General features: G+C 50.1%; 12 protein-coding genes and 1 tRNA gene. 9 read left to right on the top strand and 4 right to left on the bottom strand.

All coding sequences use genetic code 11. The annotated features are described in order from the left end of the window. Positions 1–6: 6 nt before the first annotated feature. The 8 genes from RS889_RS07335 to RS889_RS07370 all read left to right on the top strand — a co-directional run bounded on the left by RS889_RS07335 (position 7) and on the right by RS889_RS07370 (position 7,654). Positions 7–1,902: a phage tail tape measure protein gene (locus tag RS889_RS07335; RefSeq protein WP_315710041.1), complete on the top strand. Its 1,896-nt coding sequence runs from the start codon at positions 7–9 to the stop codon at positions 1,900–1,902. Between the two features lie 122 nt (positions 1,903–2,024). Next, positions 2,025–3,377 carry a DNA circularization protein gene (locus RS889_RS07340; protein WP_315710042.1) on the top strand — a complete coding sequence of 451 codons (1,353 nt, stop codon included), beginning with the start codon at positions 2,025–2,027 and terminating at the stop codon, positions 3,375–3,377. Then, entirely contained in the window at positions 3,374–4,444 is a 1,071-nt protein-coding gene (locus RS889_RS07345) for a phage baseplate assembly protein (RefSeq protein WP_315710043.1), read from the top strand. The genes RS889_RS07340 and RS889_RS07345 overlap by 4 nt, the downstream gene beginning before the upstream one ends. After that, positions 4,444–4,980 carry a phage baseplate assembly protein V gene (locus RS889_RS07350; RefSeq protein WP_315710044.1) on the top strand — a complete coding sequence of 179 codons (537 nt, stop codon included), beginning with the start codon at positions 4,444–4,446 and terminating at the stop codon, positions 4,978–4,980. The genes RS889_RS07345 and RS889_RS07350 overlap by 1 nt, the downstream gene beginning before the upstream one ends. 8 nt (positions 4,981–4,988) lie before the next feature. Then, positions 4,989–5,402 carry a phage GP46 family protein gene (locus RS889_RS07355; RefSeq protein WP_315710945.1) on the top strand — a complete coding sequence of 138 codons (414 nt, stop codon included), beginning with the start codon at positions 4,989–4,991 and terminating at the stop codon, positions 5,400–5,402. Then, positions 5,395–6,462, top strand: a complete 1,068-nt coding sequence (locus RS889_RS07360) for a baseplate J/gp47 family protein (protein WP_315710046.1) — start codon at positions 5,395–5,397, stop codon at positions 6,460–6,462. Before RS889_RS07355 ends, RS889_RS07360 begins: the two co-directional genes overlap by 8 nt. After that, positions 6,453–7,037 carry a YmfQ family protein gene (locus tag RS889_RS07365; RefSeq protein ID WP_315710048.1) on the top strand — a complete coding sequence of 195 codons (585 nt, stop codon included), beginning with the start codon at positions 6,453–6,455 and terminating at the stop codon, positions 7,035–7,037. Before RS889_RS07360 ends, RS889_RS07365 begins: the two co-directional genes overlap by 10 nt. A gap of 23 nt (positions 7,038–7,060) precedes the next feature. Then, positions 7,061–7,654: a phage tail protein gene (locus RS889_RS07370; protein ID WP_315710049.1), complete on the top strand. Its 594-nt coding sequence runs from the start codon at positions 7,061–7,063 to the stop codon at positions 7,652–7,654. Positions 7,655–7,692: 38 nt separating this feature from the next. Here RS889_RS07370 and istB read toward each other — a convergent pair whose 3' ends face one another. Together istB and istA are read right to left on the bottom strand one after the other, a co-directional pair. Next, positions 7,693–8,490 carry an IS21-like element helper ATPase IstB gene (istB, locus tag RS889_RS07375; protein WP_315707434.1) on the bottom strand — a complete coding sequence of 266 codons (798 nt, stop codon included), beginning with the start codon at positions 8,488–8,490 and terminating at the stop codon, positions 7,693–7,695. Beyond that, a complete protein-coding gene (gene istA / locus RS889_RS07380) occupies positions 8,490–9,662 on the bottom strand; it encodes an IS21 family transposase (RefSeq protein WP_315707433.1) in 1,173 nt (390 codons plus the stop codon). Before istA ends, istB begins: the two co-directional genes overlap by 1 nt. Before the next feature lie 323 nt (positions 9,663–9,985). Here istA and RS889_RS07385 point away from each other — a divergent pair, with 323 nt between their 5' ends. Beyond that, positions 9,986–10,600 carry a tail fiber assembly protein gene (locus RS889_RS07385; protein WP_315710050.1) on the top strand — a complete coding sequence of 205 codons (615 nt, stop codon included), beginning with the start codon at positions 9,986–9,988 and terminating at the stop codon, positions 10,598–10,600. Positions 10,601–10,796: 196 nt separating this feature from the next. Here RS889_RS07385 and RS889_RS07390 read toward each other — a convergent pair. Both RS889_RS07390 and RS889_RS07395 read right to left on the bottom strand, forming a co-directional pair. Then, positions 10,797–10,873 (bottom strand) — tRNA-Arg (locus tag RS889_RS07390). A gap of 200 nt (positions 10,874–11,073) precedes the next feature. After that, positions 11,074–11,934 carry a D-amino-acid transaminase gene (locus tag RS889_RS07395; RefSeq protein WP_021016734.1) on the bottom strand — a complete coding sequence of 287 codons (861 nt, stop codon included), beginning with the start codon at positions 11,932–11,934 and terminating at the stop codon, positions 11,074–11,076. Between the last annotated feature and the right edge of the window lie 17 nt (positions 11,935–11,951).

Raw genomic sequence — 11,951 nt, forward strand, 5'->3', positions numbered from 1 at the left:
TGAACCGTGGCCGATAGTTTCCAGCTTAAAGCGATTATTACTGCTGTTGATAAACTGACTTCGCCACTCAACCGGATGAGTGGCAGGGTAAAATCATTCCAGCAGGAATTTTCCAATACAATGGCAAAGGCTGCAGGGCTTGGTGTTGCCTTGGGTACTGGATTTATTTATCCAATAAACCAGGCCATCGAGTTTGAATCCAGCATGGCTGATGTCAAGAAAGTGGTTAATTTCGATACGCCAGATCAGTTCAAACAGATGGGTGAGGACATCATGAAACTGTCTGAGCGCCTGCCAATGGCTGCGAATGATATGGCAAAAATCGCCTCTGCAGGTGGCCAGGCGGGCATTGCCAGTAAAGACCTGATGCAGTTCGCTGAATCCGCTGTGAAAATGGGGGTAGCCTTCGATCAGACAGCAGAGGAATCTGGCCAGATGATGGCGCAGTGGCGCACTGCGTTTAAAATGACGCAGAAAGAAGTCGTCACGTTGGCAGATAAAATCAATTACCTCAGCAACAACGGCCCAGCCAATGCGCAAAAAATATCAGAAATCGTTACCAGAATTGGCCCATTGGGTGGTGTGGCCGGTGTGGCATCCGGTGAAATTGCCGCGATGGGGGCAACGATTGCGGGAATGGGTGTTGAGTCAGAGATTGCGGCGACGGGTATCAAAAATTTCATGCTGGCTGTAACAAAAGGAGGGAGAGCAACTGCATCACAAAAAGAGGCTCTTAGCTTACTGAAAATAAATCCTAAGCAATTGGCTGCAAGTATGCAGAAAGATGCAAAAGGAACCATCGTCAAACTACTTGAATCTATATCAAAACTGCCGAAAGTAAAACAGACGCCAGTGCTTAGCGCGTTGTTCGGAGCGGAGTCTATTAGCGCGATCGCTCCACTACTAACTAATCTCGATCTGTTAAAAACTAATTTTAAGCGTGTGGCAGATGCTCAGCAATATGCCGGATCAATGCAAAAGGAGTATGAAAGCCGCGCTGCAACGACAGAAAATAGCCTGAAACAACTAAGAAATACATTTAATGTTACTGGCATTACAATCGGATCGGTATTTCTCCCTGCCATTTCTGAGGGGGCTAAAAAATTACTGCCATTCATTGATAAGTTCCGTACCTGGGCAAAGGAAAATCCAGAAACCATCAAAGGCATTATGAAATTTGCGGGGGCTCTTGTCGTGGTCGGTGGTGGCGCAATGATTGTGACTAGGGCATTTCGTCTTATGGAGTCAGTCATGAAAATGTCTACTGCTGGGAAATTGGTCACTCTGCTTGTGGCTGGTGGTTGGATGATTGCCGAAAATTGGGAAACGGTTGGTCCTGTAGTAAAAAAGGTGTGGGATAGAATTAATGGTGTTACTGATGCCATCGGTGGGGTGGAAAATATTTTGACTAGCGTTGCAGTATTTACTGCTGGGAAATGGTTAGTGGACATGATTGCAGGGATAGGTGGTGCCGGTGCTGCTGCGAGAGGGCTGGCTGGCAGTTTAAAAAGCATAGCCGCTATGGGGGTGATAACAGTAACGATTGCTGTGCTGTTTGATATTATGAAGCAGTTAGACAAACTACATAAAGACGCTGAAAAACAGAATACAGATATTGGGTCAATGCTGGTAAATCAGGTAGATAAAAAAGATGCGGCTCGGGGTTATAATGGATTTTTACCCAGACTCAAAGAGCTGCTTGGGTTAAATAACGATAATACTGAACATGCTAAAATGCTAACAGTATTGGGCAACAAACAGAATGGCGAGTTGAAAATAACTTTTGAGAACGCTCCTGCAGGAATGCAGGTTGTTCCCGCTGGTGGACAATCATTACCGTGGTTGCAGACTGATGTCGGATATAGTCGATACTCTGGTGTTAACAATATTTTATACAAATGACATGTTACCAGCGGGGAAAAAGAGAAATCGAATTCATCATGCAGAGTTGTTAATTAATTAGGTTCTGTTAAAAGTAATCAGCCTCGGCCTTAGCCGGGGCTTTTTTATGCACGGAGCTTTTCATGAGCTGGAAAGATTATCTGCAGGATGCCTCGCTACGTGGCGTCCCGTTCAAAGTTTCGTCTGATGAGGCCCGATTTGGTCGCCGGGTCCAGGTGCATGAATACCCGAACCGCGATAAGCCGTATTCTGAAGACCTAGGGCGTGCAACTCGTCGCTTCTCTGTTGAGGCGTATGTTATCGGCGATGATTTCATGATCCAGCGTAACAAGCTGATCAACGAAATCGAAAAGGCTGGCGCGGCAAAACTGGTGCATCCGTACTACGGCGAAATGAGCATCACGATTGACGAGCTGGCACGGGTTACACATACGGATAATGAAGGGCGGATGTGCCGCATTTCATTTTCATTTGTCGAAGCTGGTGAACTGTCATTTCCGACGGCGGGACTTGCTACAAACAATAAACTGAGCGCGTCAACGTCCTGGCTGGAAGATTTTCTGACAGACCTATACGGGGATTTCTCTCTTGGTGGTCTGAGTGATTTTATCAGTGATGGTGTTATATCTGATGCAGAAGACATGATCGACGAGATAACGAACACGTTTAATTACATCGATCGGGGTGTAACGGCTGCATCAAGACTGCTCAAGGGGGACATGAGCGTTATTCTGAGCGGTAGCGGCAGCAATTTATTCAGCAGACTGCAAACAATGTGGCGATCAGCAAATCGTTTGAATAGCAATGCTAAATCGCTGGTGTCGCTGATAAAAAACCTGACCGGTGTTACTGCAGGGCATGATTTCGCGCCGCGCGGCGTCTGGAAAACTAACAGCAAAACAACGCAAACACGTGTCACGAACAGCAACACTGTAGCGCAAGCGATCAGGAGTAGCGCTCTGGTTGAATCTGCGTATGCCGTTACATCACTGCCGAAATCAAAATCCAGCGTTAAAGCACAGCTGGCGGCATCCAGCGGCGCTGGCGGCACGGCAACATCAAAAAACATAACGGTATCTCACCCGGCGGTAACTGATATTGATGCATCTGATTCAGTGACAAATGCAGGCTCTACCAGTTCTACAGCCACTGATGAAATACCGTCGTGGGAAGACCTGCATGACATCAGACACGCACTGAATACAGCGATAGATAACGAGCTGTCTCGTACGACAGATGATCAGTTATTTCAGGCGTTGGTTCGTGTGCGAGCGGATGTTAACAACGATATCTCGGCGCGGCTGACGCAAATAGCGCAGCTGACTCAGCGCACTACTAATGAAGTGCTGCCCGCGTTGGTGCTTGCTGCTGACTGGTATGATGATGCTAACCGCGCTGACGAAATCATTTCTCGCAACAATATCACTCACCCAGGCTTTGTGCCGGTAACAACTCTGACGGTGCCTGCAAAATGAATGAAAGCAATTTGGTTATCCTACGCGTGAACGGGCGGGAGTGGGGCGGCTGGACACAATGCCGGATATCGGCCGGCATTGAGCGCATTGCCCGTGATTTCAATGTGCAGATAACACGAGATTGGCCAGGGAGTACCGACCAGAAAAACATCCAGACGCGCATTAAAAAAGGTGATTTGGTTGAAGTGCTGATTGGTGATGATCTGGTGATTACCGGATACGTTGAGGCACTACCAGTTCGGTATGGCGCTAAATCTCGCATACTCGGCATCGTTGGGCGCAGCAAAACCTGCGATTTGATTGATTGCTCTGCTGAACCAAAACAATACGGTCAGCGAACGTTGGCACAGGTGGCCGCGGACCTCGCAAAACCTTTTGGTATTACTGTTATTGACTCGACGGATAACGAAACGCTACAGAGCGTCCAAGCCGATCAGGGTGAAACGGTTGTTGATGTGCTGAGTAAGATGCTTGGCCTGCAGCCAACACTGATTTACGACAATGAGAAAGGGAACCTCGTAATTGGTGATATTGGTGTGGAACGGGCCGTGACCGCTTTGGTACTAGGTGAAAACATTCTCACATGTGACACGGAACAGAGTATCCGTGACAGATTCAGCGTTTACACCGTTTCCGGCCAGCGTAAATCAGATGATATCGATTTCGGTGAAACAACCACATCGGCTATTCGTGCAAAAACGGTTGATGGTGGCATTAGTCGTTACCGTCCACTGATTATCAAGCAGACCGGTAATGCCACAACGTCATCATGCGGTGACCGTAGTGATTTTGAAGCGAAGCGCCGCGCGGCCAAAACTGATGAAGTCACATACACGGTGCAGGGCTGGCGTCAGGGTAATGGTGAATTATGGCGTCCGAATATGACCGTAATTGTTTATGACCCGGTGCTGGACTTCGATAATCGGGAAATGGTGATTTCAGAAGTCACATACAATCAGGACGAAAACGGCACGATTTGCGAGTTGCGTGTCGGGCCGTCAGAAGCGTACTTGCACAAACCCACAAAGACTAAAAAGGCCAAAAAGAAAAAAGAGGCCGATTTCTGATGAGCAATCCACTTTCCGTACTGCAGCGCTCTTTGTCTAACCTGCTGGCGCGTGCGGTAGTGACGGGACTCAGCACTGCGACAAAATGCCAGATGCTGCAAATTAAAATGGCTGCTGATGAGTTGAAGGCCGACATTGAGCATATTGAGCCTTACGGATTCACTTCTGCTCCGCATGTTGGCGCTGAGGCTGTGGCGGTTTATATGGACGGAGATCGGTCTCATGGTGTTGTGTTGGTCGTCGGCGACCGTCGCTATCGCGTCACTGGCTTACAGGCTGGTGAGGTGGCAATTTACACCGATGAGGGTGACAGCATCATTCTGAAGCGTGGGCGGGTCATCGACGTAACGACTAAAACGTTTATCGTCAATGCTACTGAAAAAATGACGGTGAACACGCCGCTACTTGAGGTTCCTGTTGGCGATATCAGCGACAAAAAATCTACCCTGCAGAGTGTAAGGGATACCTTCAACGGACATAACCACCCCGGCGATAGTGGTGGAACAACAGGAACACCGGATCAGACAATGGAGTAATTATGCAACTGAAACTGATGGTTAACGGCGTCAGCCGGGCGGTTTCACACATCACTGATCCGCTGACTCGTGCGGTGGCTATATCACTGTTTACGTGGCGCCGAGCCGGGCCAGATGACGATGTTAATAGCGTCATGGGGTGGTGGGGAGATTCCTACCCAACCCGGCAAAACGATCGCATCGGTTCTCGTCTTTATCAGTTACGCCGCGAAAAACTAACGAACAAAACCCCGATGAAAGCTCGAGAGTACATTATCGAAGCGCTTCAATGGCTGGTGGATGACGAGGTTATTGCTCATGTGGATGTCTCAACCGAGCGAACTGATGTTAACAGCATGTACGCCGCTGTGACGCTGTATAAACAGGATGGCACCGCGATAGCATTAGCATTTGATGATCTCTGGAGGGAATTAGATGGCTGATAGCGGATTCTCGCGGCAGACATTGCCACAATTAATTACAACAATTCGTAGCGACGTACTCAGCCGTCTGTCTGCTGATTCGACACTCGCAGAACTGCGCCGCAATGATGCAGAGGTGTATTCCCGTGTGCAGGCGGCAGCGGTTCATATTGTGTATGGCTACATAGATTATCTCGCACGAAACCTATTGCCTGATCTCGCTGACCTGGACTGGCTAATACGGCACGGCAACATGAAGCGGGTAACGCGCAAGTCAGCCACCGTAGCAGCGGGATATGTTCGTTGGGACGGCGTAGAAAACGACATTACGATCAATGAGGGTGTCACTATTCAGCGTGATGATCTGGTTACATATACAACAACTGCCTCGGTAACATCATCAGGCGGTGTTCTGCGTGTGCCTATCATATGTGATGAAACGGGAATAACCGGTAACACTGATGATGGCATTACCATGCGCCTGGTTAGCCCTATCAGTGGACTATCCTCTGCAACTTTAGCGGACACAATTGAGGGTGGAACAGATATTGAGGGCATAGAAGATTTTCGTGCCCGCATTATTGAACGCTGGTATTACCCGCCACAGGGTGGCGCAAATACAGATTATATAACCTGGTCAAAGGAAGTTGCCGGGGTTACACGTGCCTGGTGTTATCGCCACTGGATGGGAACGGGGACGGTTGGTGTCATGATTGCGAATAGCGACCTGATAAACCCTATCCCGGATGCAGCTGTGGCGGCGGCGGTGCAAGAGTATATCGAACCACTGGCTCCGGTGGCGGGGGCTGATTTGTATGTGTTTGTTCCGAGCGCTCACACCATCAACTTTGAGATAAACTTGAATCCTGATACCGCTGCTGTGCGTGCTGTCGTTGAGGCTGAACTCCGATCAATGGTGTTGCGCGATGGCATACCAGAAGGTGTTATCAAACCGTCTCGCGTTAGTGAGGCGATCAGTATTGCCACTGGTGAATATAGTCATGTACTGATTAGTCCTATTACTGACATTAGCATTGAACGGGGTGAGGTAGGTGTCATGGGGACAATTACATGGGATTGACGGATAAATACGAATACCTTTTGTCGAGTCTGCTGCCGCACGGCCCGGCATGGGACTCTGATGACCCGTTGTTGTTGGGCTTGGCATCATCGTTGGCTAAAGCCCATCAGCGTTCTGATGATTTGATGGCGGAGGCTGACCCGCGCACAGTCACCGAACTGCTCGACAGGTATGAAGCTATATCTGGATTACCTGATTCCTGTGCACCGGATGGTGTTCAAACACTGGCTCAGCGCCGACAACGTCTGGACGCAAAAATCAATCTGGCTGGCGGCATTAACGAGGCATTTTATCTAAAGCAACTAAAAGCGCTCGGATATGAAGATGTGACGATATCACGCTATAACAAAAGTGTTTTTCGCTGTACATCAACGTGTCTGGGTGGTGCATTTAGTGATTCGTGGAAATATTATTGGCAGGTGAATTTCACCGAGACGACAAAAATCACAAATATGGCGTGTACCGGCAGATGCACGGATAGCGTCAGAACCTGGGGTGACGCCGTTGCTGAATGTGTAATGGAAAAACTTGCCCCCAGTCATACCTACGTCATTTTTAAATACCCATCTGAATAATTCATTCCGAAATCGGAGTAATCATGCATCGTATTGATACAAATTCGGCCCAGGCTGACAAATTTGGTGTGGGCAAAAACGGCTTTACAGAGGGAAACCCGCAAACGGGTGAAGCGGTCACAGCGCTTTCTGGTGCGTTTTTTGATGCCGTACAGGAAGAGATCTCTGGGGTGATTGAGGGGGCAGGTTTAACCCTCAACAAAGGCAGTAATTATCAATTATGGGCAGCACTGCAGTCGGTGTTTGCAAAATTAGCCAGCCCAGCATTGACCGGAGTGCCGACGGCACCGACTCCAGCACAAGCGACAAACAGTACGCAGATTGCCACTACTGAGTTTGTTCAGTCCGAACTCAATAGCTCGTTGGTAGGCATCCCGCTGCCCTGGCCGCAGGCCACCGCGCCAACTGGCTGGCTAAAATGCAACGGTCAGGCATTCAACACAACGTTATATCCAAAGTTGGCCACGATATATCCGTCTGGCACTTTGCCCGACCTGCGTGGTGAGTTTATTCGTGGCTGGGATGATGGGCGTGGGGTTGATAGTGGACGCACGATATTATCTCAACAATCCCATGCGATGCAGCAAATGACAGGCTGTCAACGCCACGATCTTTGACCGTTATTTGCCATTTTCATGCCCGCTAGATGCTTTCTTTACTGATGCTGTCCGCTTTCCGCCATTTCATCGTCACTGATTGGCGTGGCGTTTTTGGTCAGCACTCCAGCTTTACGTTTTTCCTTCAACCTATAGCTTTCTCCTTTGATATTCAGCGTGGTTGAGTGATGCAGCAGCCGATCCAGGATCGCCGTAGCCAGCACGTTATCTCCAAACATCTCTCCCCAGTCTGCGAAGCCTTTATTTGACGTCAGGATGATGCTCGCTTTTTCATATCGACGGTTCAGTAGCCGGAAGAACAGGCCGGCTTCCTCTCTGGTCATTGGCAGATAGCCTATTTCATCCAGGATCAGCACCCGGACATAACTCAGTTGCTGTAACTGGCGCTCCAGCCGGTTTTCCAGTTTCGCTTTCATCAGCGTCGCGATCAGTCTGTCCAGTGGCATGAACAGTACCCGATGCCCTGCATCCGCCGCTTTCACGCCGAGAGCAACGGCCAGATGGGTTTTCCCGACACCTGGAGGACCCAGCAGGATTACATTCTCGCAGCGCTCCACGAACGCCAGACCGGCCAGCTCCCGGACAACCTTACGATCGATGCCCGGCTGGAAGGTGAAGTCGAACTGCTCCAGCGTTTTGACCCATGGCAGACGCGCCTGCTTCAGTCGGGACTCCATGCCGCGCTGATGTCTGCCGTTCCACTCCTGCTGCAGCGCCATGCACAGGAACTCCCGGTAGTTCAGCTCTTTTTTAGCCGCCTGCTCCAGCAGGCTTTCAACGTGATAGCTCAGGTGCTCCATTTTCAGGCGACTCAGCAGCGCTTCAAGTTCATGCATCACAGCAACTCCTCATAAGCACTCAGTGGGCGATGTTCTACCATGCTGACCTGCTGCCAGAGCGGGGCGTGGTGTTCCGGCACAGTCTGCCAGCCAGACGATGCTGAACAGAGTCGGTGTGACGCCACCTGTTGCTCATTGCTGTAGATCCGCAACTCATCATCCAGTGAGATCCGTATTGAGACCGGCTGTCCACACAAGGTTTCAGGAACACTGTAACGATTGCCGCCAACCTCGATATAACTGTCCCAGGACACATGGCGGATGTCGAAGTAGCTGGTATCGAAGTCTGTATCCGGCAACGGCTGCAGATGCTCCTGTTCCAGCGCGAAGCGCTGTTCCGGTGTTTCTTTGAACTGGCGAAGCTCCCGTTTATCAGCAACATCCGCCATCCACTGCTCCAGTTGCTGGTTAACATGAGCGAAGCTGTCGAACGTGCGGTACCGGACGAAGAAGTTCTCCTTGAGATACTTCACCATCCGCTCTACTTTTCCTTTGGTTCTGGCCCTGCGTGGGCGGCAGGCCCGTGGCAGGAAGTCATAGTGATCGGCCAGCAAGAGGAACCCGGAGTTGAACACCACTTTTCCGTTGTTATTTTTCAGCACCGCTGCCTTCTGGTTATCAACCAGCACAGTTTTCACACTGCCATCGAAGTAGCGGAAGGCGCGAACCAGCGACTCATAGGTGTGTTCAGCATCCTGCTTTGGCGCGGCGAAGACATGGAAGCGTCGGGAGAACCCCAGCGTATTAACCGCGAAGTTAACTTTACACCGTAGCCCGGCAACCTCCAGCTCGACTTCGCCCCAGTCGTGCTGGAGCTGATATCCCGGCTGGGTTTCGAAGCGAACCGTTCTTTTTGATGGGCGCATTTTACGTTTGGGCTGGATGTAGTAACGCAGCATGGAACGCCCGCCGGTATAGCCCATTGCCTTAATTTCCGCGAGGATGACCTCGCTATTCCAGACATTCTCGGCCAGGCGCATGTCAATGTAGTCCATAAACGGTTTCAGCTTAACCATTTTGTGGCGAGTCTTTCTGGCTGGCGGTTCAGGGTATTTGAGGTAGCGTCTGACAGTTCGTTCAGAGCAACCCACCTGAGTCGCAATATCGACAATGTACGCACCCTGCTGGCGCATTTGCTTTATCATGTAAAAGTCCTCTCTGCTCAGCATGTTGATGTCCTTTCTGGTGTGAGAACCTAAAGGAAACAACATGTAGGGTGGAGCGGACAATACTAATGGTGAATTACCGTCTTATATCACTGGCGCTAACAAGGCAGTGTACCCGGGGTGCATGCGCAAACGATAGGGGCTCAATTCGGCGGCCTCGGTGTGTTGGGAATGAATCATGTTGACAGCACAATACCTCCAGCAGAGGGAGGCGCGGATTATGGAGGATTCGTCATGACGTTTGATAACAACATTTCGGGCATCAATACATCAACAGAAAATAGACCACGCAACGTCGCTTTTAACTACATAGTGAGGGCTGCATAATGAGTGATTCAATTCAGGCACAAACACACCTCGATAATACCGGGTTGGCCGTAAACGCGGGCTGGATAACTGTTTACCATGCTGACCCACAGACCCGCGAATACAGCATGGCCAGTGATGAATACCTGATGCAGGGTGTGGGTATTCCCGCCGACAGTTACGCCGATGAACCCACACCACCTGAAGCTGGTCAGGCATTACGCCGTACGGCAGACGGTAGCGCATGGGAACAGGTACCGGATTATCGCGGACAGACGGTATACAGCACGCAAACTGGCCAGGCGCAAACGGTCACCGCTCTCGGTAATTTACCGGATGATGTGACGCTACTGACGCCTGTAACGGCGTTTGATGTGTGGAATGGCAGTGCGTGGGTAACCGACACCGACGCTCAACACGCCGCCGCTGTCACTGTCGCACAACAGGAACGGGCGACACGCCGCGCAACCGCTAACGCCCGTATCGCAGAGCTCACCTACGCGGTGGATCTGGCATTGGCAACAGACAAGGAAAAAGCGGCCTTGACTGACTGGAAAACCTATATTGTGCTGCTGAGCCGCATTGACACGTCTACAGCACCGGATATCGACTGGCCGACGGTGCCGGTGAATTGATGATTTTACGACAGCGTTATTCCCCCATAATTCCACAAAGGCATAAAAAAACCAGCCTTAATAGGCTGGTTTTCTTGGGGAAATTTGGTCCACGAGAGGATTTGACCCTCTAAATAGAAGTTTCACTAAAGCACCCGTTAAAGCACCTGTGAATATATATAAAATACGGAAATTAAAGTTAACTTATTGAACTATATGGTACGCCCTACTGGATTCGAACCAGTGACCTACGGCTTAGAAGGCCGTTGCTCTATCCAACTGAGCTAAGGGCGCTTTACGCGGATACTGTTGAATATACGATTGTTAAATAGATAACAGTGGGCTGGATTATACCCACCCGTCCCGGTGAGTCAATGTATTGGCGTGTGATTCAGACCATACGGCCAATCCCTGAACAAATACGTCATCGGCGAAGGGGATAATGACTGATAAGGCGTCGCCATCTTTGTACTACAGATGGCGGTTAAGCAGCGTTACTTCACTTGCTTGAGCACCATCTCAATATAAATTTCTCGTAACCGACGGGTTATTGGTCCAGGTTTTCCATCACCAATGATTTTGTCGTCCAGGCTGACAACCGGCAGCACAAATGTGGTCGCGGAACTAATGAAAATTTCACTGGCATGGTAAGCCTCTTCTGGCGTGAAACACCGTTCCTCCAGACTAAGGTGGTCCTGCTCGACCAGTTTCAACAGTGACTGGCGGGTAATGCCATGCAGAATATCGTTACTGAGCGGGCGGGTGACGATGGTTTTATCGGCCAGAACGATGTAGCAGTTGCAAGAGCTGCCTTCGGTAATGAAACCATTCTCAACCATGAAGGCGTCATCCGCATGCCGGGAGTGGGCATACTCTTTTGCCAGGCAGGCCGCCAGCAGGCTCACCGTTTTTATATCACGGCGATGCCAGCGAATATCAGGACTGGTCACCACATGCAGGCCACTTTCGGCCTTGGGATTGTCGAATATGGCGCGGGCCTGGGTAAACAGCACCAGCGTAGGTCTCACATCGGCAGGCGGGAAGTGAAAATCACGATCGCCCGCATTACCCCGACTGAGTTGCAAATAGATACCACCTTCTTGCAACTGATTTTTTTCGATCAAGGTTTGGTGGATATTTCTCAACTCGTCAACCGACATCGGTAAAGGTAGTGACAGCTCATGGCAGGAGCGCTGCAAACGCGCCATGTGGCCGTCGAACTCCGCCAGTTTTCCATGAATTACCGAGGTTACCTCGTAGACGGCATCAGCGAAGAGAAAGCCGCGGTCAAAGATGGATACCGTGGCATTCTGTTCTTCGACAAACTTCCCATCAACATAAACAATACGTTGCATCACAACACTCCTGATCA

It is taken from the genome of Brenneria uluponensis (assembly GCF_032395385.1).
GTDB lineage: Bacteria > Pseudomonadota > Gammaproteobacteria > Enterobacterales > Enterobacteriaceae > Prodigiosinella > Prodigiosinella aquatilis.

Coding starts and splice junctions, on each gene's coding strand:
- RS889_RS07340 (WP_315710042.1), top strand. CDS start 2,025: ATGAGCTGGAAAGATTATCTGCAGGATGCCTCGCTACGTGGCGTCCCG.
- RS889_RS07345 (WP_315710043.1), top strand. CDS start 3,374: ATGAATGAAAGCAATTTGGTTATCCTACGCGTGAACGGGCGGGAGTGG.
- RS889_RS07350 (WP_315710044.1), top strand. CDS start 4,444: ATGAGCAATCCACTTTCCGTACTGCAGCGCTCTTTGTCTAACCTGCTG.
- RS889_RS07360 (WP_315710046.1), top strand. CDS start 5,395: ATGGCTGATAGCGGATTCTCGCGGCAGACATTGCCACAATTAATTACA.
- RS889_RS07365 (WP_315710048.1), top strand. CDS start 6,453: ATGGGATTGACGGATAAATACGAATACCTTTTGTCGAGTCTGCTGCCG.
- RS889_RS07370 (WP_315710049.1), top strand. CDS start 7,061: ATGCATCGTATTGATACAAATTCGGCCCAGGCTGACAAATTTGGTGTG.
- istB (WP_315707434.1), bottom strand. CDS start 8,490: ATGCATGAACTTGAAGCGCTGCTGAGTCGCCTGAAAATGGAGCACCTG.
- istA (WP_315707433.1), bottom strand. CDS start 9,662: ATGCTGAGCAGAGAGGACTTTTACATGATAAAGCAAATGCGCCAGCAG.
- RS889_RS07385 (WP_315710050.1), top strand. CDS start 9,986: ATGAGTGATTCAATTCAGGCACAAACACACCTCGATAATACCGGGTTG.
- RS889_RS07395 (WP_021016734.1), bottom strand. CDS start 11,934: ATGCAACGTATTGTTTATGTTGATGGGAAGTTTGTCGAAGAACAGAAT.